This is a genomic window from Pseudodesulfovibrio sp. 5S69 (assembly GCF_037094465.1).
Taxonomy (GTDB): domain Bacteria; phylum Desulfobacterota; class Desulfovibrionia; order Desulfovibrionales; family Desulfovibrionaceae; genus Pseudodesulfovibrio; species Pseudodesulfovibrio methanolicus.
In genome coordinates, this window is record NZ_CP146609.1 from 3870353 (window position 1) to 3894141 (window position 23789).

23 protein-coding genes and 2 tRNA genes are annotated in these 23789 nt (G+C 62.3%); 10 read left to right on the forward strand and 15 right to left on the reverse strand.

What is annotated here, in order from left to right; all coding sequences use genetic code 11:
• Positions 1 to 13 precede the first annotated feature (13 nt).
• From V8V93_RS18120 to V8V93_RS18140, 5 genes are all read left to right on the forward strand, one after another.
• Positions 14 to 1396: a hypothetical protein gene (locus V8V93_RS18120; protein ID WP_207264476.1), complete on the forward strand. Its 1383-nt coding sequence runs from the start codon at positions 14 to 16 to the stop codon at positions 1394 to 1396.
• A 144-nt stretch (positions 1397 to 1540) separates the two neighbouring features.
• Positions 1541 to 1615 (forward strand) — tRNA-Glu (locus V8V93_RS18125).
• A gap of 600 nt (positions 1616 to 2215) precedes the next feature.
• Complete coding sequence (locus V8V93_RS18130) at positions 2216 to 2437, forward strand: hypothetical protein (protein WP_338668039.1); 222 nt, start codon at positions 2216 to 2218, stop codon at positions 2435 to 2437.
• A gap of 22 nt (positions 2438 to 2459) precedes the next feature.
• Positions 2460 to 5513, forward strand: a complete 3054-nt coding sequence (gene fdnG, locus V8V93_RS18135; protein ID WP_338668040.1) for a formate dehydrogenase-N subunit alpha — start codon at positions 2460 to 2462, stop codon at positions 5511 to 5513.
• Positions 5514 to 5523: 10 nt separating this feature from the next.
• Positions 5524 to 6249 (forward strand): 4Fe-4S dicluster domain-containing protein, encoded by a 726-nt coding sequence (locus V8V93_RS18140; RefSeq protein ID WP_338668041.1) that lies wholly within the window; start codon positions 5524 to 5526, stop codon positions 6247 to 6249.
• Positions 6250 to 6497: 248 nt separating this feature from the next.
• Here the strand turns inward: V8V93_RS18140 and V8V93_RS18145 are convergent, their stop codons facing one another.
• From V8V93_RS18145 to V8V93_RS18170, 6 genes are all read right to left on the reverse strand, one after another.
• Positions 6498 to 7889, reverse strand: coding sequence for an NAD-dependent succinate-semialdehyde dehydrogenase (locus tag V8V93_RS18145; protein WP_338668042.1), 1392 nt, complete (start codon positions 7887 to 7889; stop codon positions 6498 to 6500).
• A 400-nt stretch (positions 7890 to 8289) separates the two neighbouring features.
• Positions 8290 to 10818: a plasma-membrane proton-efflux P-type ATPase gene (locus V8V93_RS18150; RefSeq protein ID WP_338668043.1), complete on the reverse strand. Its 2529-nt coding sequence runs from the start codon at positions 10816 to 10818 to the stop codon at positions 8290 to 8292.
• Between the two features lie 317 nt (positions 10819 to 11135).
• Positions 11136 to 12176, reverse strand: coding sequence for an ABC transporter ATP-binding protein (locus V8V93_RS18155; protein WP_338668044.1), 1041 nt, complete (start codon positions 12174 to 12176; stop codon positions 11136 to 11138).
• On the reverse strand, positions 12163 to 13806 hold the full coding sequence (locus V8V93_RS18160) for an ABC transporter permease (RefSeq protein ID WP_338668046.1): 1644 nt from the start codon (positions 13804 to 13806) through the stop codon (positions 12163 to 12165). Before V8V93_RS18160 ends, V8V93_RS18155 begins: the two co-directional genes overlap by 14 nt.
• A 69-nt stretch (positions 13807 to 13875) precedes the next feature.
• Complete coding sequence (locus V8V93_RS18165; RefSeq protein WP_338668047.1) at positions 13876 to 14880, reverse strand: ABC transporter substrate-binding protein; 1005 nt, start codon at positions 14878 to 14880, stop codon at positions 13876 to 13878.
• A gap of 144 nt (positions 14881 to 15024) precedes the next feature.
• Positions 15025 to 15324: a putative quinol monooxygenase gene (locus tag V8V93_RS18170; RefSeq protein ID WP_338668048.1), complete on the reverse strand. Its 300-nt coding sequence runs from the start codon at positions 15322 to 15324 to the stop codon at positions 15025 to 15027.
• A gap of 400 nt (positions 15325 to 15724) precedes the next feature.
• Between V8V93_RS18170 and V8V93_RS18175 the strand changes: the two genes are divergently transcribed.
• The 5 genes from V8V93_RS18175 (at position 15725) to V8V93_RS18195 (ending at position 18886) form a co-directional block, all read left to right on the forward strand.
• On the forward strand, positions 15725 to 16324 hold the full coding sequence (locus tag V8V93_RS18175; protein ID WP_338668049.1) for an RNA polymerase sigma factor: 600 nt from the start codon (positions 15725 to 15727) through the stop codon (positions 16322 to 16324).
• Entirely contained in the window at positions 16314 to 16625 is a 312-nt protein-coding gene (locus tag V8V93_RS18180) for a hypothetical protein (protein WP_338668050.1), read from the forward strand. The genes V8V93_RS18175 and V8V93_RS18180 overlap by 11 nt, the downstream gene beginning before the upstream one ends.
• Positions 16626 to 16635: 10 nt before the next feature.
• Entirely contained in the window at positions 16636 to 17058 is a 423-nt protein-coding gene (locus V8V93_RS18185) for a hypothetical protein (protein ID WP_338668051.1), read from the forward strand.
• A 229-nt stretch (positions 17059 to 17287) separates the two neighbouring features.
• A tRNA-Sec gene (locus V8V93_RS18190) sits at positions 17288 to 17381 on the forward strand.
• Positions 17382 to 17515: 134 nt separating this feature from the next.
• A complete protein-coding gene (locus V8V93_RS18195; RefSeq protein WP_338668052.1) occupies positions 17516 to 18886 on the forward strand; it encodes a site-specific integrase in 1371 nt (456 codons plus the stop codon).
• A 413-nt stretch (positions 18887 to 19299) separates the two neighbouring features.
• On the opposite strand, the gene V8V93_RS18200 is transcribed toward V8V93_RS18195, so the two are convergent.
• The 9 genes from V8V93_RS18200 to V8V93_RS18240 all read right to left on the reverse strand — a co-directional run bounded on the left by V8V93_RS18200 (position 19300) and on the right by V8V93_RS18240 (position 23789).
• The gene (locus tag V8V93_RS18200) at positions 19300 to 19719 is read right to left on the reverse strand and encodes a hypothetical protein (RefSeq protein WP_338668053.1); all 420 of its coding nucleotides are present in this window, start codon (positions 19717 to 19719) and stop codon (positions 19300 to 19302) included.
• Positions 19720 to 19779: 60 nt separating this feature from the next.
• Positions 19780 to 20277: a BRO-N domain-containing protein gene (locus V8V93_RS18205; RefSeq protein WP_338668054.1), complete on the reverse strand. Its 498-nt coding sequence runs from the start codon at positions 20275 to 20277 to the stop codon at positions 19780 to 19782.
• Positions 20278 to 20493: 216 nt separating this feature from the next.
• Positions 20494 to 20664 carry a hypothetical protein gene (locus V8V93_RS18210; protein ID WP_338668055.1) on the reverse strand — a complete coding sequence of 57 codons (171 nt, stop codon included), beginning with the start codon at positions 20662 to 20664 and terminating at the stop codon, positions 20494 to 20496.
• On the reverse strand, positions 20664 to 20843 hold the full coding sequence (locus V8V93_RS18215) for a hypothetical protein (RefSeq protein ID WP_338668056.1): 180 nt from the start codon (positions 20841 to 20843) through the stop codon (positions 20664 to 20666). Before V8V93_RS18215 ends, V8V93_RS18210 begins: the two co-directional genes overlap by 1 nt.
• 4 nt (positions 20844 to 20847) lie before the next feature.
• On the reverse strand, positions 20848 to 20994 hold the full coding sequence (locus V8V93_RS18220) for a hypothetical protein (protein ID WP_338668057.1): 147 nt from the start codon (positions 20992 to 20994) through the stop codon (positions 20848 to 20850).
• Between the two features lie 35 nt (positions 20995 to 21029).
• The gene (locus tag V8V93_RS18225) at positions 21030 to 21797 is read right to left on the reverse strand and encodes a phage antirepressor N-terminal domain-containing protein (RefSeq protein ID WP_338670206.1); all 768 of its coding nucleotides are present in this window, start codon (positions 21795 to 21797) and stop codon (positions 21030 to 21032) included.
• A 65-nt stretch (positions 21798 to 21862) separates the two neighbouring features.
• Positions 21863 to 22006 carry a BRO family protein gene (locus tag V8V93_RS18230; RefSeq protein ID WP_338668058.1) on the reverse strand — a complete coding sequence of 48 codons (144 nt, stop codon included), beginning with the start codon at positions 22004 to 22006 and terminating at the stop codon, positions 21863 to 21865.
• Between the two features lie 544 nt (positions 22007 to 22550).
• Positions 22551 to 23282, reverse strand: a complete 732-nt coding sequence (locus tag V8V93_RS18235; RefSeq protein ID WP_338668059.1) for a hypothetical protein — start codon at positions 23280 to 23282, stop codon at positions 22551 to 22553.
• A gap of 63 nt (positions 23283 to 23345) precedes the next feature.
• Positions 23346 to 23789 (reverse strand): hypothetical protein, encoded by a 444-nt coding sequence (locus V8V93_RS18240; RefSeq protein ID WP_338668060.1) that lies wholly within the window; start codon positions 23787 to 23789, stop codon positions 23346 to 23348.

Below are 23789 nucleotides of genomic sequence, written 5' to 3' on the forward strand. Positions count from 1 at the left end.
GGCGGGAAGCAGAATGATGAAAGCCGGTACATGGCTCGGGCCGTTCTTCTGCTTGGCGCTCATCCTGGCTGCCTCGGCTTCGGCCCTTGCCCAGGATGAGCCCCTGTACGATGCGGATTTTGATATTCCCGCGATGGAAGAAAAGCTCTTCGAGTTCTGGGGGCAGGCCGAGCTTCGGATGTACGAACGTCTTATGAATAGGAATTCTGCGGTGTACGAGCAACGCTTCTTCGATTCCCCGAAGGACGAACTCCAGGCGGACATGCTGTTCCAGATCAAGCCCGAAATGTCCCTGAAATACGAGACGTTCGGATTCTATGCCCGTCCACGTGCCGACGTCGGGTGGAGCCAGTTGCCCCTGTCGGCGGCCAGCGAGCCTGACGAGCCGTCGGAACGCTTTTTCAAGGAAGACAAGCATTGGGCCGGTCAAGTCATGCTCGAGGAAGGCGTGGCCTCCTGGAGGCCGGACCCCCGGTTCACGCTGGAGGCCGGGAAAAAGGTCCTCAAATGGGGCAAGGGATATGCTTGGAACCCCGTGAGCTTCGCCAGCCGTCCGAAGGATGTGGACGACCCGGACCAGAGCCGCGAGGGCTACGTCATGGGCGTCGCCGATGCGATCTTCAGCTTCGACGGCCCGTTGCAGACATTGGCGTTCACCCCGGTGGTCGTCCCCGTATGGGAGCGGGTGAACACGGGGCTGGCAACGGACGAAAGCGTTCTCTACGGGAGCAAACTCTACTTCCTGCTGGCCGATGTGGACCTAGACGTCATGGCCATGGGCGGCGACCATTACGATACGTCCCTCGGCATCGACTTCGCCACGAATATCACCGACAATTTCGCCATCCACGGCGAAACGGCGGTCCGGTTGGGCCATGAGCAGACTGTTTTCAATAGTGACGGGACCAGCAGCATCCACGAACACGACGCCTGGAGCTTCCTCCTGGGCGCACGCTACCTGACCGAGGACGAGACGACCTATCTCCTTGAATACTATCACAACGGAGAGGGGTATACCGCCTCGCAACTGAAAACCTACTACGATTACGTGCACACGGCCTACGACACCTATCAGGCCACGGGGAACGCCGCCGACCTGAACAAAAGCAAAAAGGTATCGTCCGATTACAACCGGAGCAGCGTCGGGCAGGACTACCTGTATTTCCGAGTCTCCCAAAAGGAGCCTTTCAACATCCTCTATCTGACGACAACGGCGACCGTCATCATGAACCTCGGGGACCGAAGCCTCTCCCTCAACCCCGAAGCGTCCTACATGCTCACGTCCAACTTCGAATTGAGGCCCCGGCTCATCCTGCCGCTCGGTTCCTCCGACACCGAGTTCGGCAACAAGCTCAACGCAGCCAGGGGCGAACTCCGGTGCGTGTACTATTTCTGAGTCGAACACCGAACGATTGGGCGAGCACCAATTCCTCCCGCTTCTCCTTCCGGCAAATTTTGCGTGTCACCCAAGTGTCATTTTCAGCGGCAACTATGGTTTTTGTGGTAAATATGGCGTTTTCAACCCATTGAAATAACGGAAGTAAGCGACCTTCCGGTTGATTGTTTACGGCCTTTCACGCCGTTAACAGGGGTTCAAATCCCCTTGGGGACGCCAAGGAAACCAAAGGCCTTACGCCGCAAGCGTAAGGCCTTTTTCTTTTCACGTATGCGGGCCTCCCGGCCCCTGCTCCCCCACACCGCCTTCCCGCATGTTCGCCGCACGACCCGTCATTATGCCCGTACAGGCATAATTGTGCGAAATCATTGTACTGTTTTGTTCCTTTGCGTCCGCCGCCCCCTCCGCTTAGGTTCATAATGGCGCGGAAGCCCGACCGGACGCTTGCGGAGAATCGGCAGCACCCGTTGCGGGGGTGCGGTCCCTTGCAGGCCGGGTTTCCACCGGGACCGGGAAGGCCTCCCGGAACGGACGCAAGCCGGGGGAAGGCATGCACGAAATCGGAACCATATATCCCGCCGGGCCGGGGCTGTCGGCCCGGCGAGGCTGAGGGAAGCGGCTTGGACACCGGGTCCGGTTCCCCTTGGCCGATGCCTGCGGGGGCATTCTCTAGCCGCCGTACGCCATCGGCTCTCACGAACGGCACCCTGTGCCGCCCCGTCTCCCTTCTCCCCGCCCGCCTCCCAGCCCTGCGCCCTTCACATGCTTCGAGAGCAACCCGCATTTGCGGGATTCGCCATACCGACGATGGAGGAATCGATGTCCGAGTCAACCCGTAACACGCCGCCATCCGGCCCTGTGGCCGCCTGTGTCCCGTTCTCGGGGCTCGGGCAGGCCATGCGGGCGGTCGAGGCCGTAGCCCTGTTCTACGTCCCGCGCTGGGAAGGTGCCCCCGCCGCCATGCGGCTGCGGTCCCTATACGCCGGGGAGTACGGCTACGCCCTGCAATGCCGCCTGTGCCGGGAAACAAGGGCCGGATGACCACCAAACCAAAGGAGTGGATATGAGCGTCAACAGAAGAAGCTTTCTCAAACTGGCCGCAGTGACCGCCGTGTCGTCGGCGTTCGGCGGGCTGGGGTTCGAAACCGTGGCCGAAGCAAAGGCCGTGGACCGGATTGCCATGCTGCAGCCCAAATGGAGCAAGCAGACCACCTCGGTATGCTGTTACTGCGCCGTGGGTTGCGGCCTGATCGTCAACACCGACCTCAAGACCAAGCGGGCCGTCAACGTCGAGGGTGACCCGGACCATCCTATCAACGAAGGCGCGAACTGCGCCAAGGGCGCGGCCATCTGGCAGTTGGCCGAAAACAAGGAACGTCCGCCGCGGCCCATGTACCGCGCCCCCTACTCCTCCGAATGGAAGGAGGTCTCCTGGGACTGGGCGCTGGGCGAGATCGCGAAAAGGGTCAAGAAGACGCGCGACGAAAGCTTCACCGAAAAGAACGCCAAGGGGCAGGTGGTCAACCGCTGCAACGGGCTGGCCTCGGTCGGTTCGGCGGCCATCGACAACGAGGAGTGCTGGACCTTCCAGGCCATGCTCCGCGCGTTGGGCCTGGTCTGGATCGAACATCAGGCGCGCATATGCCACAGCTCCACCGTGGCGGCCCTGGCCGAGAGCTTCGGCCGCGGGGCCATGACCAACCACTGGAACGACATCGCCAACAGCGACGTCATCCTGGTCATGGGCAGCAACGCCGCCGAGAACCATCCCATCTCCTTCAAGTGGGTGACCAAGGCCATGACCAGAGGGGCCAAGCTCATCCACGTGGACCCGCGCTTCACCCGCACCTCGGCCAAGGCCGACCTCTACTGCCAGTTGCGCGCCGGAACCGACATCGCCGTGCTCGGCGGGCTGATCAAGTACATCCTGGACAACGACCTGATCCAGCGCGACTACGTGGTCAGCCACACCAACGCGACCTTCGTCGTGGGCAACGACTTCACCTTCAACGACGGCCTGTTCAGCGGCTACACCAAGAACGGCGACGACGCGGACTATGCCGGTTCGTACGACAAGTCCCAGTGGGCCTTTGAAAAGGACGACAAGGGGCTGCCCAAGAAGGACCCGACCCTCAAGCACCCCCGCTGCGTCTACAACCTGCTCAAGAACCACTACGCGCGGTACGACGTGGACAAGGTGGTCGCCACCTCGGGCATCGACAAGGCGGGCCTGCTCGAATTCTACAAACTCTTCGCGGCCACGGGCAAACCGGAAAAGGCCGGGACGATCATGTACGCCATGGGCTGGACCCAGCACACCGTGGGCACGCAGTACATCCGGACCATGGCCATGGTCCAACTGTTGCTCGGCAACATCGGCGTGGCCGGCGGCGGGGTCAACGCCCTGCGCGGCGAGTCCAACGTCCAGGGCTCCACGGACCACTGCCTGCTGTGGCACATCCTGCCCGGCTACCTGGCCACCCCCAACGCGTCCCTGAACACCTACGAGCAGTACGTCACCACCAAGGCCAAGCCGTATCTGGAGGGGGCCAAGGACCCCAAGAGCGCGGCCTGGTGGCAGTACTATCCCAAGTACATGGCCAGCTTCCTCAAGGCCATGTACCCCGAGGCCTCCCTCGACGACGCCTACACCTGGCTGCCCAAGGCCGAGGACGGGACCACCTACACCTGGCTCCAGCTCTTCGAGCACATGGACAAGAAGGCCTTCACCGGCTTCTTCGCCTGGGGCATGAACCCGGCCTGCGGCGGCGCCAACGCGAGCAAGAACCGCAGGGCCATGGCCAACCTGGACTGGATGGTCAACGTCAACATCTTCGACAACGAGACCGGCTCCTTCTGGCGCGGCCCGGGCATGGACCCCAAGAAGGTCAAGACCGAGGTCTTCTTCCTGCCGTGCTGCGTATCCATCGAGAAGGAAGGGTCGGTGACCAACTCCGGCCGGTGGATGCAGTGGCGCTACCAGGGGCCGACCCCCAGGGGCGAGTCCAAGTCCGACGGCCACATCATGACCGAGCTCTTCGAGGCCATCCGGAAGCTGTACGCGGCGGAAGGCGGGGCCTACCCCGAGCCGATCAAGGGGTTGGGCATTGAGCAGTGGAAGAAGGACGGGCAGTACGACTCCAACAACGTGGCCAAGCTCATCAACGGCTACTTCCTCAAGGATGTGACCATCAAGGGCAAGACCTACAAAAAGGGGACCCTGGTGCCGAGTTTCGCGTTCCTCCAGGACGACGGCTCCACCTCCTCGGGCAACTGGCTGTACTGCAACTCGTACACCGAGAACGGCAACATGGCCGCGCGCCGGAGCACGGAGCAGACCCCGGAGCAGGCCAAGATCGGGCTGTTCCCCAACTGGTCGTGGTGCTGGCCGGTCAACCGGCGGATCATCTACAACCGGGCCTCCTGCGACAACACGGGCAAGCCCTATGCCCCGCAGCGGCCGGTCATCGCCTGGAACGGCAAGAAGTGGATCGGCGACGTGCCCGACGGCGGCTGGGCGCCCGGCACCAAGTACGCCTTCATCATGGAGCCGCACGGCCACGGCCACGTCTTCGGACCGGGCCGGGCGGACGGCCCCTTCCCCGAGCACTACGAGCCCATGGAGACCCTGTTCACGTCGCACGGGTTTTCGAGCCAGTTGAACAACCCGACGGCCCTGCGCTTCACGCACGAGGCCATGGCCGTGGCCGACCCGAAGTACCCGTACGTGGCCACGACCTACCGCGTGACCGACCACTGGCAGACCGGCCTGATGACGCGCCACGTCCCGTGGCTGCTTGAGACCCAGCCGCAGATGTTCGTCGAGATGAGCGAGGAACTGGCCAAGGAGAAGGACATCAAGAACGGCGAAAAGGTCACGGTCGAATCCATCCGGGGCTCGGTCTGGGCCATCGCCATCGTGACCAAGCGGATGCACCCGCTCACGATCATGGGCAAGACCGTGTACCAGATCGGCATGCCGTGGTGCTTCGGTTGGCAGATGCCCCACGACGGCAGCGGGGGCGACTCGTCCAACCTGCTGACCCCGTCGGTCGGCGACCCCAACACCGGCATCCCCGAAACCAAGGTCTTCGTGGCCAACGTCCACAAGATGTAAGGAGAACGCAATGAACGGTAAATCATTCCTGGTCGACCTGACCCGCTGCACCGCATGCCGGGGCTGTCAGGTCGCCTGCAAGCAATGGAAAAAGCTCCCCGCCGAGAAGACCACCAACTGGGGCTCGTACCAGAACCCCAAGGACCTGTCCTCCAAGACCATCCGGCTCGTCCGCTTCTCCGAGATCATGGACAACGGCACCCTGCGCTGGCTGTTCTTCCCGGAACAATGCCGCCACTGCGTGGACGCCCCCTGCTCCACCGTGCCCGACAACCCCAAGGCCATCATCCACGACCCGGAGACCGGAGCCGTGGTCTACACCGAACTGACGGCCAAGGAGGACGGCGAGGCCATCCGCATGGCCTGCCCGTACGACATCCCCAGGATCGACCCCGAGACCAAGGTCGTGAACAAGTGCGACATGTGCATCGACCGCGTCCGGGCGGGCAAGCTCCCGGCCTGCGTCCAGGCCTGTCCCACCGGGACCATGAACTTCGGCGACCGCGAGGACATGCTCAAGCTGGCCCAGGAGCGGCTGTCCGCGGCCAAGAAGAAGTTCCCCAAGGCCGAGCTGGTCGACCCGGACGAGACCCGCGTCATCTTCCTGGCCGCCGTCGACCCGGCGAGCTACTACGAATACCTGTCGTCCGACGCCTCCGACGTCATGCCGGACTCGCTGACCAGGAAGCAGTTCCTGGCCAAGCTCGGCAAGCCGATCCGGAGCATGAACTCCTAGACAACCCCCGTGCCCCGCTCAAGGGGCGTGGACCCTCAGTACCGTCGGCCCGGCCTCACCTGCCGGGCCGACACCTTTTTTGATCCGGAGGGCCAGCCCCAAGCGGCCCCGTTCGCGGGGGTACGGGGGGAGGAGCCTCCCGCCGTGCGCACCGTCCCGGCCGGCCGTGGGGTCCGGCCGCTTCGATCCCGACAAAAAAAGGGCGGCCCCGCGAACGGGACCGCCCTGTGTCGTTACATCGGAATCGGCTAGAACGCGCCGTCGATACCGGTCACGCCGACCACCTTGTGGTTGACGAACTCCTTCAGGCCGAGGTCGAGCAATTCGCGGCCGTAGCCGGAATTGCGGACGCCGCCGAAGGGGATGTCGGCCTTGACCATGGTCGGACGGTTGACGAAGACCATGCCGGTGGAGACCCTGCGGGCCACTTCCTCGCCGTGCTTCAGGTCCGAGGAGAAGACCGAGCCGCCCAGGCCGAACGGGGTGTCGTTGGCGATGGCCACGGCGTCGTCCTCGTCCTTGGCGCGGAAGAGCATGGACACCGGGCCGAAGAACTCCCAGTAGCGGGCCGGGTTGTCCAGCGCCACGTTCTCCAGGATGGTGGGCTGCACGAACGCGCCCGTCTCCGGGACCTTGGGGCCCACTTCGGTGGCCGTGGCCCCGTGCTTCACGGCCTCGGCTATCTTTTCCTTGAGCTGGTCGGCCGCTTCCTGGGAGGACAGCGGAGCCAGAGTGGTCTCGGGATCGAAGGGGTCGCCGGCCTTGAGGCCCTCAACGCCCTTGATGTACTTCTCGCGGTAACGGTCGTACAGCTCGTCCACGATGATCATGCGCTTGGACGAGCAGCAGACCTGCCCGCCGTTCCAGTGGCGGCCGAACACGCCCCACTTCACGGTCTTGTCCAGGTCGGCGTCGGCCAGGACCACGAAGGCGTCGTTGCCGCCCAGCTCCAGGGTGGACTTCTTCAGGGCCTTGGCCGCCTGGGTGGCGACCACCTGGCCCGCCCGCTCGGAGCCGGTCAGGGCCACGCCGCGCACGCGCGGGTCGTTGATGATCAGTTCGAGCTGGTCGCGGGTGGCGTAGAGGTTGGTGAACGCACCGTCCGGCAGTCCGGCCTCGCGCATCAGCTTCTCCGTGGCCGCCGCGGACTGGGGCACGATGGAGGCGTGCTTGAGCAGCAGGGTGTTGCCCGCGGATAGCTGGGGAGCGATGATGCGGGCCACCTGGTAGTACGGGAAGTTCCACGGCTCGATGGCCAGCAGCACACCGAGCGGCTCGGCCAGGAGCATGTACTCGCCTTCGGTGGTCGGGTCCACGTCCAGCTTGCGCGGGGCCATCTGGGTCTCGGCGTGCTTGGCGTAATAGTCGAAGATGTCGGCGGACAGGTCCACCTCGGCCTCGGCCTCGGCCGTGACCTTGCCCATCTCCAGCGTCAGCAGCCGAGCGTACTCGGCCTTGTCCCTGCGCAGGATCTCGGCGGCCTTGTGCATGACGGCGGCGCGCTCGGCAAACGAGCTTTCCCTCCAGGATTCGAAGGCGTTCTGGGCATTGTCCAGGGCCTGGCGGACTTCGTCGTCGGTGGCGAAGTTGAAGGTGGCAACGGTTTCTCCGGAATACGGATTGATGGTGGCGTAACTCATGGTGTGACTCCTTGGGGGCTTGGCGCCCGGTATCGGCAACGTGCCCCGGATTTGCGTGGTTGAGGGAGGCGGGCCGCCCGGCCCGCGTCACCTGTTCAAATCCCGTCGTCGGCACGGTGCCCTGATGCTGTCCGGGCGGTCTGCCCGGGGCGGGTAAACTACATTGCTTGAGGCGGATTCCGCCCGATGCCCGTGGATCGGTGCATTCGGCTTCAGGTATGTAGTTGGCATTAAAAGATACAAGCAACTTGGGACATTAATACCATAATAATAATCATTGTCAATAAGAATTCACCAAATTTTGGACAACTTTTCCACGACCCGGCCGAGGAGGGGACGCCCCGCTCTCCCCCCCCCCCTCGATCAGGTCGCAATGGGCCCGCTCCCGGCCGGTTCCCGGTCAGCGGCCCCGGCGGCCGTCCGGGCAGACCCCGGCGTGCAGGGATTCCCGCACCCGGCACAGGAAGGCCCGGTTGTGCGACGAGCCCTCGCCCATATGGTGGTAGATGGCCATCTTGACGTAGTCGGTCAGGAAGGCCCAGACCAGGGAATAGGCCCAGACCAGCCCGATGGCCGCCCAGTCGATGGGGGCGATGAGCCCGAATCCGTAGGCGGCCAGGAAGGTGCCCAGGAGCTTGGTGCCCACGGCGGACCAGATCATCACCGGCGCGGGATACGGCCGCTTCCAGAAATACCCCCGGCTGCGTGAGACGAACAGGGTCAGGTGCCCGGACACGGCCATCTTCAAGAAGATGTAGGTCTGGACCTCGGCGATGGTCAGGTGCAGCCAGTTCAGTCCCAGATAGAGCATCAGAAAGCTGCCGCACATCCCGGTCACACCCATGGCCACCGAGACCGACAGGACCCGGTGCATGTCCCAGCGGACCGGATTGGGATCCAGCCAGGTGCGGTCGTAGGCGATGGTGATAATCGGCACGTCGTTGAGGAAGGCCAGCAGGATGATCATGATGGCCGTGATCGGGTAGAAATTGAAGACGATCATGGCCACGACCACGAAGATCATGATCCGGATGGTCTCGGTTATGCGGTAGATGGCGTAGCTGTCCATGCGCTCGAAGATCCGCCGAGCCTCCTCCACCGCGTTGATGATCACCGAGATGCCCGGCGCGGTCAGGACCAGGTCCGCGGCCATGCGCGCGGCGTCCGTGGCCCCGCTCACCGCGATGCCCATGTCGGCCTGCTTCAGGGCGGGCGCGTCGTTGACGCCGTCGCCGGTCATGCCCACGATATGGTTACGCGACTGCAACAGCTTGACGATGTTGAACTTGTGCTCCGGGAAGACCTGGGCAAAGCCGTCGGACTGCTCCACCTCCTCGGCGGCCTCCAGGGGCTTGGCTCCGTCCTCGCCGTCCGCCTTGAGCCACTTCCCGGCCACGGCGATGTTCTGCCCCAGGTTGAGCTGCCCGGAGATTTCCTTGGCGATGGCCAGGTTGTCGCCGGTGACCATCTTGACCTCGATGCCGTGCTTCCCGGCCTGTTCGATGGTCTCCCGCGAGTCCTCGCGCGGCGGGTCGAACAAAGGCAGGATGCCCAGGAAACGCCAGTCCCCGCCCGCGTCGCTGCGGGCAACGCCGATGGTCCGGTAGCCCTTGACCGCGAAGCCGTGAGAGGCCTCCTCGGCCTTGGCGCGGACCTCGTCGTCCACCCCGGCCAGGTCCAGGATGACCTGGAGCGCGCCCTTGCTGACCTTGAACTCCGCGCCGTCAGGCCCCTTGACCGAGGCCTCGGTGCGCTTGCCCACCGGGTCGAAGGGGACGAACTTTTCCTGGGTGTAGGTTGCCAGGACGCCCTTGTCCGCGAGCCCGTCCATGACGGCGATGTCGATAGCGTCCTCGTTCTCGGCCTTGGACGCCAGGCTCCCGGCCAGGATGAGCTCGGCCGCGTCCTTGGCCTCGAAGACCACGGGGTCGCCGAGCTTGAGCTTGTTCTGGGTCAGGGTGCCGGTCTTGTCCGAGCAGAGGATGTCCATGCCGGCCATCTCCTCAATGGACTCCAGGCGCGAGACGATGGCCTTGTGCTTGGACAGGGCCAGCGCGCCCACGGCCATGGTCACCGAGAGCACGGCGGGCATGGCCACCGGGATGGAGGCCACGGTCAGGATCAGGGCGAACTGGACCAGCTCCAGGAACGGGGTGCCCCGGAAAAGCTGGACCACGATAAGCACGGCCACCAGGGCCAGGCTGAGAAAGATCAGGTAGTCGCCGATCTTGATGACCGCCTTCTGGAAGTGGGACACGGCCTTGGCGTCGGACACCAGGCGGGCGGTCTTGCCGAAGAAGGTCTCCCCGCCCGTGGCCGTGACCACGGCCTCCATCTCGCCCTGCTTGGCCACGGACCCGGAGTAGGCGAGGTTGCCGAGGCCCTTCTGCACGGGCAGGGACTCGCCGGTCAGGGCAGACTGGTCCACGCTGAGAAAGTCGCCGTCGATCAACCGGCAGTCGGCCGGAATGATGTCGCCCATGCGCAGACGAATGACGTCGCCGGGCACGAGGTCGCGGGCCTCGACGCTCTGCCACTTGCCGTCGCGCAGCACCCGGCCCTTGAGGGCCAGTTTGCTCTTGAGCGCGTCCACGGCGTTGCCGGCCTGGTACTCCTGCCAGAACCCGACCACCGCGTTGAACACGAGCAAGGCCAGGATGATGAAGAAATCGGCCCAGTGGCGCACGGCCAGGGAAAGTATGGCGGCCACCTCGATCATCCAGGGGATCGGCCCCCAGAAATAGCCGAGAAACTTCATCAGGGGGCTGACCTTGTGCTCTTCCAGGGCGTTTGGCCCGTATTTCGCCAGCCGCCTGGCGGCCTCGTCGCCGCTCAATCCCTGCGCGGAACCGTCCAGCTCCTTGAAGACCTCTTCGGGGCTGCGATAATCCTGTTCCTTTCCGTTCGTATCCGTAGTCTGTGTGGTCATGGCGAGTCCTCCGCAACGAAAACATCGGCGTTGAGAGCGTGTTTTGCTGCCGCCCCGTCCGGGAGTACCCGCCCGCGACGCGGGCCGCGGGCTCCTGCCTCCCGGTTCCGGCGAGAGTGCAGCGACAGCGATACCTGCCAAGATAACACAAACGGCGCGTTTTGGGAAAGGGGCAACCGCTTCCAGTCGGTATGTCGAGAGGAAACCGGCGCTGATGCGGCAAGGCCTCCATTTAACGGGCGATCGGCGTCGAGCGCGACACGCGGACAGCGGCCGTCACCCAATCGCCACAATTCCGGGCGCAGGACGGGACGGGGTCAGACCGATTCCGGGAGCAGTTGGGCGCGCACCCGTGCGCCGAGGGCAAGGCGCTGCTCGAAGGCCGGGCAGTGCGCTTCCACCAACGGGAAGGAGGGGGCCGGTTCGAGGCGCAGGAGATAGCGCACGTAGGGGCCCATGAACAGGCTTTCGGCCACGGTGAAGGGACCGTCCTCGTCCGGGAAGGGACGGATGCGCTCCGGGCGCAGGACCAGCAGGCCGCCGCGCCCGGTCCCGGGCATGGGGCCGAAGAGTTCCTCCAGGCGCGCGCCCTGCTCCCCGACAAAGCAGTTGGCGCTGCCTAGGAACCCGGCGGCAAAGGGCGAGGCCGGGTTGCGGTACAGGTCCTCGGGCGCGCCTGCCTGTTCCAGCCGCGCGTCGCGCAGGAGCACGATGCGGTCGGCCAGGGCGAACGCCTCCTCCTTGTCGTGGGTGACGAAGACCGTGGTGATGCCGAGCCGGGCGCGCAGCTCGGCCAACTCGAAGCGCATGGCCTCGCGCAGCCGGGCGTCCAGGTTGGAGAACGGCTCGTCCAGCAGGAGCGCGTCCGGGCCGGTGACCAGGGCGCGGGCCAGGGCCACCCGCTGCTGCTCCCCGCCCGAGAGCTCGTGCACTCGGCGATCGCCGTAGCCTTCCAGCCGGACCATGGACAGGGCGTCGCGGACCGCCTCCCGGATCGCGGCCTCGCGCATCCCTCCCCGGCTGCGTAGGCCGTAGGCCACATTGTCCCGCACGCCCATGTGCGGGAACAAGGCGTAGTTCTGGAAGACGAAGCCGAGGTTGCGCCGTTGCGGCGTGAGCCCGCGCATGTCGCGGCCCCGGATGCGGACGGTCCCCGCGTCCGGTTGCTCCAGCCCGGCGATGAGCCGCAGGGTGGTGGACTTGCCGCACCCGGACGGGCCGAGCAGACAGCACAACTCGCCGGGCGCAAAGCGCACGGTCAGATTTTCCACGGCCGGGACCCCGGCGTAGGTCTTGCTCACGCCGGTCAGCTCGATGTCGGCCCCGGCCGGAGATACAATTGGGTTAGCGGATGTCATGGCGTTTCCCGTTTCGCGTTGCAGCCAGCATGATGAGCGCGGCCCCCGCACCCGCCATAGCCAGCATGAGGGTGGAGAAGGCCGCGGCCTGACCCACTTCGCCCCGGACCACGGCCTCGAACACGTCCACGGACAGAAGGCGTGTGCCCGGCGTGATGATGAAGATGATCGACCCCAAGGCCTGGACCGAGGTGACAAAGGCGTACAGCCCTCCCGCGAGCATGGCCGTGCGCACCGAGGGCAGGATCACTTTGAGAAAGGTGCGCAGCCGTGAGGCCCCCAGGCAGAACGAGGCTTCCTCCTGGGCGCGGTCCTGCCGGGCCAGGACAGAAGCCCCGGCGCGCAGCCCCATGGGCAGCTTGCGGACGACCAGGTTGAGAACCACGATGGCCCAGGTGCCGGTCAGGATGAGCGGCGGACGGTTGAAGGCCAGGGCGTAGCCCACGCCGATGAAGGTGCCGGGCACGGCGAAAGGCAGGGTGGCCAGGACGTCCAGAGCCCGCGCGCCGGGGATGCGTACCCTCTTTATAAGGTAGGCGAGGATCTGCCCGCCCAGGGCGGACACCGCGCCCACGGCCAAGGAAAAGACCAGGGTGTTGCGGGCGCTGGCGAAGCCGCGCGTGAACACGGCCTCGAAATACATGAGCGTGGGCGCGACCCCGGCCCCGGCGTTGCGGGTGAAGGCGGCCAGGAGCACGGCCCCGAGCAGGGCGAGCATGAACAGGGAAAAGAGCAGGCAGCCGAGCCAGACCGCCCGGCCCGGCCAGCCCAGGTCGAGCCGGGCCACCGGGCGCGACTGGTCCATGACCCGATCCCGGCCGAAGCGCGATTCGAGTACGCCGTAGCCCGAATAGGCCAGCAGGCAGAAGGCCAGCAGGACCACGTTCAGGGCCGAGGCCGTGGCCGGGTCGTAGCGCCCGATGAGCTGGGTGTACGAGGCCGAGGCCAGGGTGTCGAAGGGCCCGCCGACCACCAGCGGGGTGCCGAAGTCGGACATGGAGTGCATGAAGTTGAGCAGGAACCCGGCCACGCCCAGCGGCGAGGCCAGGGCCAGGGTGATGGTCCGCAGCACCCGCCACGGCCCGGCCCCCAGGCTCCCGGCGGCCTCCTCCAGGGCCGGGTCGATGGTCCGCAGGGCGGCCAGGGAGAGGAGAAAGGCCGTGGTGGTCTGGTCCACGCTCTGGAGCACGAGCACGCTCTTCCAGCTATACACGTCCCAGGAGATGTGCAGCCACCGATAGGTTATCAGTCCGTTGCGCCCGAAGAGAAAGATGTAGGCGATGGAGGTCACGAAGCCGGGCAGTATGATGGGCAGCAGCGCGGTCGCGGCCATGAGTTTCCGCAACGGCGCGGCGGTCTTGGCCACGACCACGGCCAGGGCCCCGCCCATGAGCGAGGCGAACAGCGACCCGGCCAGGGCCACGCCCAGGCTCGACCCGACCACGGTCCCCAGGCGCGGCCCGGCCCACAGCCGGGCGTAGGCCGAGAGCCCCCATTCCCCGCCGGGGCGCACGCTTTCGAGCAAGACGGTCAGGGCCGGGTAGCCCACCAGCAGGATGAGCACGGCAAAGGCCGCGCAGGAGATCAGGTACCCCCTGTTTCGGAGGGGCGGTGCGCTCGGCTCGGGCATGGCCGGTTCAGTCCTCGGCGGAAGCGGGAACGGGCCTCGGGCTGCCAGCCCGAGGCCCGCGCATCCCTTCTATTGATACTTGGGGAACAGCTTGTTGAACTCGGCGACCACCCGCTCGCGCTCGTTGCCCCAGCGCAGGATGTCGTAGGCCACCAGGTTGAGATCGGACAGCTTGGGCACGCCGGGCAAGGGCTCCACGTCCGTGGTAGGTACCCGAGGCGAGGCCTGCATGAGGACCTTCTGCCCCGCGGGGCTCAGGCACCAGTCCACGAACTTCTTGGCGTTCTCCGGGTGCTTGGCGCCCGCGATGATCGACACCGGCGAGGGCCAGGCCAGGACGCCGTCGGACGGGTAGATCACGGCCAGCGGCGCGTTCGGGTTCTTGCCCGCCAGGATGTGCGGGTCCGGGGCGATGCCCACGGAGAACTCGCCGGACAGGGCCATCTTGCCCGGAGCCGAGCCGCTCTTGGTCAGGAAGGGGATGTTGGCGTAGAGCTTCTCCAGGAACGGCCAGCCCGCCTTCTCCCCCTTCATCTGGAGCACGCCCGAGACCGTGGTGTAGGCCGTGCCCGAGGTGTTCAGGTTGGAGGCAGAGACCTCGTCGCGGTAGTCCGGGGAGGTCAGGGCCGCCCAGGTCATGGGCAGGGCCAACCCCTTGCCGGTCAGCCGGTCGGTGTTGGCCAGGAACCCGACCACCACCAGGGAGACGCCGGTCCAGTAGCCGTCCGGGTCCTTGAAGGCCTTGTCCACGCGGCTCGCGTTGGGGGCCTTGAACGGTGCGGTCAGCCCTTCCTTCTTGGCCTGGATAAAGGCGTCGGACCCGCCGCCGAACCAGACGTCCGCGCCGGGGTTGGCCTTTTCGGCGCGCAGCCGGGTGAGCACCTCGCCCGACGACATGGTCAGGAACTCCACCTTGATGCCGGTGGCCGCCTCGAACTGTTGGGCGATGACCTCGGGGCCGCCGTAGGCCACGTACATGGTCAGCTTCTTTTCCTCGGCCCGGGCCGTGCCCGCCACCAGGCAGACCGCCACGGCCAGGGCCGTGAACCAGCCCGCGTATTTCAGTGTGCGCATTTCGTACTCCAACTCCTTGAGGTTCATACAGGACTTTTCCACCTGTCAGCAGATCCTATAGGAAGTGGGGAGCTCCGAAAAATCGTTAGCAGCTATACACGGCGCTCGACGCATAGACACAAACTATTCGTCGAACAACGCACTCTATCCGGCCGCGTCGACCGCCTCCCAGAGAGTGACCTCGGTGGGGCAGGCCGTCAGGCTTGCCGTGGCCTCGTGCATGGCCGCCATGTGCGGGGCGCGGCTGTGGGCATCCAGATGGGCCGGGCTCTCCCATATCTCATAGAAGAGGAACGCGTCACCGCGGCCCGAGCGGTGCAGGTCGTAGCGCAGGCAGCCGGATTCGGCGCGGACCTCGTCCACCACCTTGCGCAGTTCCTTTTCCAGAAGGGCCTCGCAGCCCTCCTTGGCCACGATCACCGCCGTCACATAGGTCTTTGCCATCTTCTCGACTCCTTATGATTGCGCCGGGTCTCGCCCCGGCGGACCGGGCCAGGGTAGCCCACGCCGGGCGGCCGGGCAACCGGCGGATGAACCTTTTCCGCGCCGGGCTGAAAATCATGTAACCGCAGCAGGACGCGCGGCGATGTTACCACTGTGGGCGGTGCGTTTCCCGCCCCGCGGGTTTCCGGGCGGACCGGTGCCGGACGCGGCGCTCCCTCCCCCGGCCGGAGGCCCCGCTGTTTCGATCCGTCAATCCCAACGGCAAGGGGCACCGTCTCCCGCCCCACCCTGGCAAAGGATCGATCTCCCGGGGCCGCGCTTTGCGCGGCCCCACTTGTGGCCCCGGGCCGCATGAGGCATGCTGCGGACAGTGACGGCACTTCAACGATAACAGGGTCAGATGCCCGTACACCTGGACGACGCAGAGGTCATCGACCGCATCCTCGATGGCGACCGGGACGCATTCGCGCTCCTGCTCAAGCGGCACGAGAGCCATGTCTCCCGGCTGGTATCCGCGCATGTGCCCGCCGACCAGGTGGCCGAGGTGGCGCACGAGGCGTTCATCCGGGCGTACAAAGGGCTGCCGGGCTACCGGCCGGTCAAGCCGTTCCGCAACTGGCTGACCACCGTGACCTTGCGCTGCTGCAAGGACTATTGGCGCAAGGCATACCGGAACAAGGAAGCTCCGGTATGCGACCTGAGCGAGGACGGGCAGCGCTGGCTGGAAACGGCCATGGCCGGGGCCTCGACGGAAGCGTTCGAAACCCTGGTCCGGCGACACGAACTGGGCGAGATACTGAAGGCTGTCCTGGCCAGGCTCTCGCCCCTCGACCGAATGGTCATGACGTTATGCTATCTGGAGGAGCGGCCGACCAGGGAAACGGCGGGAATGCTCGGCATCAGCGTGCCCAACGTCAAAGTGCGCGCCTTCCGGGCCAAACGTAAACTCATCGGTTTTCTCAAACGCTACGGCATCCAAGGAGAGGAGCATGAAGCGTAGACCCACCATCCGGACTTTTCGCACCCTGCTCTCCGGGATTCATGCATCCCGGCCGGGCTGGCAACCCGATCAAACCTGGCGCGACGCCGTCCTGGGCGAGGCGGCCCGGCTGCACGCCTCGGCCATGAGCCCGGGCCTGAACCTGGACCGTCTGGCCCCCCGCTTCACCCTGGCGGCCGCGGCCGTATCCGGGATCAGCCTGCTCACCGCCTTCTGGATCCTCGACGACCTGACCACCCAGATCCTCACGGTCCTGACCAGTCAGGCCCTCCATTTCGGCGCGCCGGGCCTCGGCATATAAGGAGCACCCCATGCGGAATTGGAAGATCTGGACCGCCTTCATGGCGGTGTTCCTGGCAGGTGCCCTGTCCGGCGTGGCCGGAACCGGCCTGTTCCTCCGGCTCCACTTCGCCCCGCCCCGGGACCGCGAGGCATTTCGTGCGCAGATGGCCGAGCGGCTGTCCTCCACCCTGTCCCACGAGTTGGACCTGACCGGCGAGGCGGCCAAGGCCGTGCGGGCCGATGTCGTCGCCACCCTGGACCGCCTCGAGGCGGTGCACGCGGAGCTCCGCCCCAAGGCCCAGGCCATCATTACCGACGGCATCAGGCGGGTGAAGAGCCACCTGACCGAGACCCAGCAGGCCGAGCTCGACGAGTTGATCAAGCGCAACCGGGAGAAGCCCTTCAGCCTCTTCCGCCTGCCGCCCCCGCCTCCGCCGTCCCCGTTTCCATAGGCCGGTGCAAAACCACGCCCAAACACAACTCCCTTGTCGCCCCCGGACAAACTTGATAGGGGTCTGTTTCCAGTAGGCATCTGCCTGGCGGCCCCGGAGAGAACGCGCCCTGCGCCCGCTCCTTCCGGCCCTCCGCAGGCGAGTGGAGGGAGCAGGGACCGCGTATATCCGAACGCCGCCCCTCTCCCCCGCCCAACGCCCCAACCGGCGTGCCTGCGCGACAATTCGAGGAAGCGTTTCGGCACCGGTGTGTCGCTTGGTCTTCAAAACCAATGTGTGGCAGTGATGTCACGGGCAGGTTCGACTCCTGTACGCTTCCGCCAAATTTATCAATAATTTTAAGCACTTACGTGACTTAAACAGGGTCAGCACCCTCGAAATGGTCCATTTTTGCACCGCAAATTTGGACCATTTTTGGTCCACAAGACCATGAGTTTCGACTCAGAGGAGGGTGTAAATGTCCCATCTCATCCAGCACGGCGGGAACTACTTTTTCCGCTACCGCTTCTCCCCCAATCTGGAATCAGTCCTCGGCTTGTCCGTCTTCAAATTGAGTTTGAAAACAGGCAGCAAACGGGATGCCCAACGAAGGGCAAAAAGGCTCAACAAAATGCTTCAAGCTCTGCTTGATCCTGCCCACCCTCCCATGATCTCTGGAGACGATCTGAGGCGAATTCTCACGAACATCATCGATCAAGCTGAGGCAAACACTGCTTCTGGCAAATCGAAAGAGTCACCAGACACATCACCAAAGTTGTCCGACTTGATTACCGAGTACATGGAAACAATGATTTCCAAGAAGACCAGAGGCACCCAAGATAAATACGGATACGCGCTTCAAGAATTCATTGAAACAGTCGGCAACAAGCCAATCAGCTTGATTGGGCACAAGGACGCACGACTCTACGCCGAGACGCTGGGCAAGGTACCGCCAAACTACAGAAAGCACTTCGTTGGCAAGACAATCCGGGAAGTTGCTGCACTCTACCACAAGAGATTTACCTCAGCCCGAACCATCAACGACAAAGTAGGGGTGCTGGGTCGCTTCTTCACTTGGTGCATCAACCAAGGCCACATCGAAACGAATTACGCACAGGGCAAGAAAGTTCAGGGCGGCAAACCGGGATTCTCGACGCATGAGCCGTACACGCTGAACGACCTCCGAGAGATGTTCTCACACTCTCTTTATGTCGATGACAGACAATGGAAAGCTTTCAAGTTCTGGTTGCCACTACTCGGCCTTTTCACAGGCGCAAGGCTCGCTGAACTCTGCCAAGCATACTGCAAGGACATCGTCCAAATCGACGGCATCTGGTGCCTTCATATCCGACCAAGCCAAAAAGACGAAAACACCCGCCTGAAAACACGCAACGCAAACAGGATCGTGCCTCTTCACCCTGTTTTAGTCTCCGATCTCGGCTTTATTGAGTTCGTGAACCAAGTACGGAGGACAAGGGCTAAACGGATATTCCCAGACTGCAAACCGTATCGGGGAAAATACGGCAAAGACGCCTCCGCATGGTTCAATGACCGATTCAAGCCAAAGATCAAAATCACTCCCCCGCGCCCCGGCTTCAAGAAGGATTTCCACTCATTCCGAGTGACCTTCATTAACACCGCAAAACAGGCTGGTGCAGATATTCGCATGATCGAGGAAACGGCCGGGCATTCTGACTCCACAGGCCAGCGACAACAAAGCATGAGCGGCGACTACTACGCTTGTCCCTACAATATACGAACGAGATATGAAGGCGTGATCCTGAAAATCTCGTATGACATCGACTTTGCTCCTCTGGCTAGTAGCCACTGGAGCCTCCGTAAGCGGTGACCGCCTCAGTTGGCGATTGCATATCCACATCAACCTCTACCCAAAGGACTTACTCCGATGAATATCTCTATTCGCATTGAACCGGCTGACTATGTATCTCGTGTTGACTCCGTTCTGCTCGACCAAGAACGCGACCTCTTTTACTGTTCCGAGACCGGCGAAACGATCACCATGAACGATGACGGGCTGACTTGCTCTGTTGTGAAGCACTAGTCCTAATACGTGCCAAAAAGAAACGCCCCGTTAAGGGGCGTTTTTTGTTGTGGCGGTTACCTGTCACTATTCCGCATGGTGGTTGCACTCATTGGGGCATTTCCAGTATCCACTGGGAAGGCGGCACCCATTCGATAGTACATTTAATCCAGTGCATGATACGGGAACGGAGTACCAAGCAAGAGACATGTCGTGACCGCTTATGAATCCGCCCCGGCTTGAGGAACCACCCCCTGTATTGAGGCCGTCACCGGAGCAAAAAGCATCACCATCTCGTCGGTCATCTTGGTGAACCCATTCATGCCCTCCCAGATGTGTACTTTTGAGTGGGCGTCATCGACCGGCTCGAACTCGACACGGATGAAATTGTTTGCGCTCCACCATGCAGTCTTAGTCTGAGGGTCGATGTTCGTAGGCATGGGCCGGAGCGTGTTGAGCGGAGGAACGGCTCCGTCCGCGATCCCGGCCAGAAGCCTATTGTAGGCTTCGTTGTACGGCTCGTCCACAGTCAGGATTCGATACTTGAACGGCTCGGCCTTGAGTTGGTGCGTCGTGATAGTCCCTGCTCCACATGCCGTCATAGAGAGGGCCAAGAGAATGAGTGCGATGATCCGTTTCATGTTAGTCTCCGGTAGTTTTGAATATTTGCTCGATCAGAGTCTCAGCTTGAGCATGATCCTTTAGCTCATTGAGAGTGTCTTGGTCCAGCTACCAAGAATATAGGGAAATTTTGTCAGAGCGGTCTTCCGTGCCTCCAGTGCCGCGATCCGCTCGTCACGCTGCTTGATGGTGTCCTGAGCCAGCAGCACGGCACGGGCCATGATCTCAGCCGGGGTTTCGTCGGCCTTGGCGACCATGTAGCCACCCTTCTTGCGGATGCTGGGCAGGACTTCCGAGGTGATCCACTTCTTGAACGCCTTGGCTTCGGGCTTGCGGGAGCGGAGGATTAGCGAATACAGGCCGGATTCGTTGATGACCTGCATATCCTGCATCCCAGAGGGGGTGTTCACAGTATGAACACCCTTCTCGTCGTCATCGAGACCGGCTACACCACGGCGGCTATTTTTGATCTCCAGAACGTCGCACACATCCTTGGCAACAAACCAAGGCTCGTCGTTCTTGTCCATCAGGGTGCGGAGGTCGTTACCACCCGCATATTTGAAAATAGTCGTTTCCATTTTATTTTCCTTGCTTGTCTTTGCTTGTGAGAGGAGAGCCTTTCTTGAAGGCTCTCCACATTTGGCCGTAGTGCTTGAACGGGTTGTCGTCGTTCCACTTGTCCTGGATGCAGTCCCAGCACTCGCAGAGCAGGTAACCGGCATAAAGGAACGGCAGGACAACCACACCGCCAACACAGGCCAGCCTGAACAGGGTCTTGTTTTTGGGAGGCTGGATCACAGCATCCCGCCCTTTTTGAAGGCCTTCCAGATGTCTTTGTAGACTTCCGTGATCGGCTCACGCTTCCAGAATTCGGAAGCAGCCACACAGAGCCAGTAGATCGGCATGATGATGGCGAGGCCGACGAGTGACAGCCTGAAAGCGCCTTTGTTTTCGGGAAAATCCATTATTCGTCATCCTCCTCTTTGCATCGGGCAACGACCTCGTTGAAAAGGTCTTCAATGAACGGGTCGTTGCTGTCGTAGAGGGCTGACCAAAGTTGGTTCAGTTCCCCATAGCTCTCGACGGTGACGGAGAAGGTGATCGGGGTGAATCCGGCCTTCTCCCTTTCCGATTTGACGATCATTTCGCTACCCCCGCTCCGTTTCTTCTTCGAGCCGCTTGCTGACGTGCTCGAACAGGCCGTCGAGCGTTTCGCACTCGAATTCGTTGAGTTCGGCCCAGAGGTCTTCCAAGTCGCGCAGACTCTCGACGGTGATCGTGAAGGATGTCGGCACGAAACCGACATCCTGTTTCTTGGTGGTGACGTGCATTATGCGGCTTTCTGCTGCTGGGCTTTCCAGTCGTAGGCCAGACGCTCACACAGGGACCGGCCCTTGGCGGTCAGGTAGAAGCTGTGCGGATTCACAGTTCCCACGGGGTTGTGATAGTCCGTGGTCAGGCCTGTGTTCTTGGCATAGTCGGTGGGAAGACTGCGGTTTTCGCCGTAGACATTGCTGGTCTCCAAAACGCCTCCGTCAACCAGCAGAGCAATGAGTGCCTTGCGCCCGACACCGACTTCGCGAGCCACGTTGGTGAGCAGGAACTTCTGGCCCTCTTCGGTGATGCTGTCGTAGGCCTCGACCTTCGGCTTCATGGCCTTGTTGTCGATGACCACGGCCTCCAACTGGACCTGCAACGGGGCCAGGGCCTTCTGGATGGTCTCCTGCATCATCGCCATCATGTCGGTCGGATCGGTGGCCGCACGGGCGTTCTTGCGGAACCACGCATCCAGCACGGCGAAGGCTTCGGTTTGGTACTTAACGAGGGCCGGTTTGATTTCGGGCTTGACCCGGTTGGCGTTGATGCCGAAGAGCCAGCCAGACATCTTGTCGATGTGAAGCATCGTCATCTGGCGATTCGCGCCATTACGCACTACCGTGACGATATCTTCACAACAGGCCGACAACACCTCATCCTCCTTGATCTTTCGGCTCTGGCCTGTCCAACTCACGCCGATAGCCTCGCAAATATGGCGCGGAGACACATACTTCTCGCCATTTTCCAGCACGGCCACCAGAATCGGGGCACCGAAAACCATCACCTCTTCGTGGCGGATCACCGCCGGGACATTATTCTTGGGCTAATTTAAACAGTGGGGTGGGATCAGGGATACAGGTCTGATTCGTTGATGATGGTGGTCGTGGGGTTACCACGATTACCCTGTTTAATAGACAGGGTATTCTTTTCGTCATCATCCAAGTACCTTACGGACTGGGCCTGATCTTTGATGCCCAGAACGTCGCACACATCCTTGGCGACGAACCACGGCTCACCGGCATCGTCCGTCAGGGTGCGGACGCCTGTCGCTCAAATTTCGATTCTAAGGAGTTTTTGGATCTTCGTAGCAGAGATTTATCATGGTCGTGCCACAAGGCCGTTTACGGGGCAATTCTGAGCGAAATCCGGGCATGCTGGCGGCAGCCCTGAATCCATTTTTGTGCGGGATGCTGATATGTGTCTGTTGCTCCTCTCTGGGAGCAACCTATTTGGTAGCTGGGATAATCTGTCTTTTTGCGTGGAAGACTGTTTTGTGTGCTGGGTCTTGTCTGTTTCCTGTTCCCAGAGAAACTGTCGGAGACGAACGGTGCGAAGCACCTTCGGCACGAATGTGCCGAAAAACAGCTTTTAAATACTTCAAACTACCTTTTCCCAGAAAAGGTATCAGAAGCGTCTATTTTCTCTTTATTATTTTTCATTTTAAATGACATTTACTTTGTAATTTACTCTTCAATGTAAAATATAATATAAATATATAATAAATAGACGCTTGTGATACCCTCTCTAGAATGCATCAAAAGCGGTTTCTCACTTTCACAATCCGATCATGGTTCCAGTGTCTCTTGACCGTCGCAATGCCATACCCAGAACGCTCGGCAACCGCCTTCTGCGTTGGCTTGCTTCCCTCCTCAAGGAGAGATTCGACGGCCAATTCCATGTCTGGGATCGTGCCGTGTTCGACTTCGCGTTTCCGTTGCGCCCCTCTGGCCTTCCCTGCCTTGATGACTGACTGCTCTTTGTTGGTCTTGGCGATCTCACAGTACGCCGAAACCAAGTCGCCGGGGTAGAACCCCCTCTGGCTGACACCAAGGACCACGCCATAACCAAGAAGCGGATTCGGGAACCAATCCGACAACCTCTTTGCCCCTGTGAGCCTTCGGAAATGGTCTTGGCACCGCATGTACTGGCTCCAGTGCGCCGAAGCCTCTACAGCCCGATTCTGGGCGATTTCAAGAGGATGCTGATTGGTGATCTCTCCGACGACTTCGCCGCCCCTCGCTTCGACCTCGGCCAGCAGATAAACGAAGTAAACGTCATCACCATTTTGGACTTTGAGAGTTGGTTCCGGGACACAAGGCTGGGTTGGCTGGGCAGATTCGTCGTACACGAGAATGAAAGCCCGATGGACAGGCCCGACGTTGGCTTCCAGTTCCCTCTCCTCGGCAAGCTCCTCGGAGTCAAAGGCATGTTCAAGGGTGGATTGGGTCGCCAGCATGCAAAGTCGCTTCAAGTCATCGTCAGACATCGGGGATTCCTTCAAAAACACCCCAGCATGCACCGAAGCACATGCTGGGGCGGGTGGATTTGGTTAACGAATCGAGGCAGCGTAATGCGCTGCGGCCTGAGCTTCAAGTCTGTCGGCCAACTCAGGGTCGATGCTGCGGATTCGTTTTTGCTCGGTCACGTCCCGATTGATCCACGGATTGCCGCCCCATCCAGTGTCGATCTTCATTCCCTGTGCCTCCATCGCCCTCCGAGCGGCAACGGGGTCTTTCTTGTAGAGTGCGCCGATCTCGGTCATGGACATCTTTTTGGCCTCGGTCGTGGCCTTTTGCTCTTTAACCTGGGCCTCGACCTTCTGGACAGCGTCCACGAGCTTGTCGATGGTCTGGACCTGACGGGAAAGAGAATTCACATCTCCCATGGTCGCCTTGAGATGAATCCGGGTATCGGCTGCATCCAGCTTGATTGTGGAGACTTCGGCGGCGAGCTTGGTGACCATCGCCTTCAATTCAGAAAGTTGCTTTTCCAT

Bases quoted from the DNA above. Each gene is read 5' to 3' on its own strand.
- V8V93_RS18165 (WP_338668047.1), bottom strand. From the start codon at position 14,880: ATGCGCACACTGAAATACGCGGGCTGGTTCACGGCCCTGGCCGTGGCG.
- V8V93_RS18170 (WP_338668048.1), bottom strand. From the start codon at position 15,324: ATGGCAAAGACCTATGTGACGGCGGTGATCGTGGCCAAGGAGGGCTGC.
- V8V93_RS18195 (WP_338668052.1), top strand. From the start codon at position 17,516: ATGTCCCATCTCATCCAGCACGGCGGGAACTACTTTTTCCGCTACCGC.
- V8V93_RS18240 (WP_338668060.1), bottom strand. From the start codon at position 23,789: ATGGAAAAGCAACTTTCTGAATTGAAGGCGATGGTCACCAAGCTCGCC.
- V8V93_RS18215 (WP_338668056.1), bottom strand. From the start codon at position 20,843: ATGATCGTCAAATCGGAAAGGGAGAAGGCCGGATTCACCCCGATCACC.
- fdnG (WP_338668040.1), top strand. From the start codon at position 2,460: ATGAGCGTCAACAGAAGAAGCTTTCTCAAACTGGCCGCAGTGACCGCC.
- V8V93_RS18225 (WP_338670206.1), bottom strand. From the start codon at position 21,797: ATGGTTTTCGGTGCCCCGATTCTGGTGGCCGTGCTGGAAAATGGCGAG.
- V8V93_RS18185 (WP_338668051.1), top strand. From the start codon at position 16,636: ATGCGGAATTGGAAGATCTGGACCGCCTTCATGGCGGTGTTCCTGGCA.
- V8V93_RS18120 (WP_207264476.1), top strand. From the start codon at position 14: ATGATGAAAGCCGGTACATGGCTCGGGCCGTTCTTCTGCTTGGCGCTC.
- V8V93_RS18130 (WP_338668039.1), top strand. From the start codon at position 2,216: ATGTCCGAGTCAACCCGTAACACGCCGCCATCCGGCCCTGTGGCCGCC.
- V8V93_RS18205 (WP_338668054.1), bottom strand. From the start codon at position 20,277: ATGGAAACGACTATTTTCAAATATGCGGGTGGTAACGACCTCCGCACC.
- V8V93_RS18140 (WP_338668041.1), top strand. From the start codon at position 5,524: ATGAACGGTAAATCATTCCTGGTCGACCTGACCCGCTGCACCGCATGC.
- V8V93_RS18210 (WP_338668055.1), bottom strand. From the start codon at position 20,664: ATGGATTTTCCCGAAAACAAAGGCGCTTTCAGGCTGTCACTCGTCGGC.
- V8V93_RS18155 (WP_338668044.1), bottom strand. From the start codon at position 12,176: ATGACATCCGCTAACCCAATTGTATCTCCGGCCGGGGCCGACATCGAG.
- V8V93_RS18150 (WP_338668043.1), bottom strand. From the start codon at position 10,818: ATGACCACACAGACTACGGATACGAACGGAAAGGAACAGGATTATCGC.
- V8V93_RS18145 (WP_338668042.1), bottom strand. From the start codon at position 7,889: ATGAGTTACGCCACCATCAATCCGTATTCCGGAGAAACCGTTGCCACC.
- V8V93_RS18175 (WP_338668049.1), top strand. From the start codon at position 15,725: ATGCCCGTACACCTGGACGACGCAGAGGTCATCGACCGCATCCTCGAT.
- V8V93_RS18160 (WP_338668046.1), bottom strand. From the start codon at position 13,806: ATGCCCGAGCCGAGCGCACCGCCCCTCCGAAACAGGGGGTACCTGATC.
- V8V93_RS18200 (WP_338668053.1), bottom strand. From the start codon at position 19,719: ATGAAACGGATCATCGCACTCATTCTCTTGGCCCTCTCTATGACGGCA.
- V8V93_RS18180 (WP_338668050.1), top strand. From the start codon at position 16,314: ATGAAGCGTAGACCCACCATCCGGACTTTTCGCACCCTGCTCTCCGGG.
- V8V93_RS18235 (WP_338668059.1), bottom strand. From the start codon at position 23,282: ATGTCTGACGATGACTTGAAGCGACTTTGCATGCTGGCGACCCAATCC.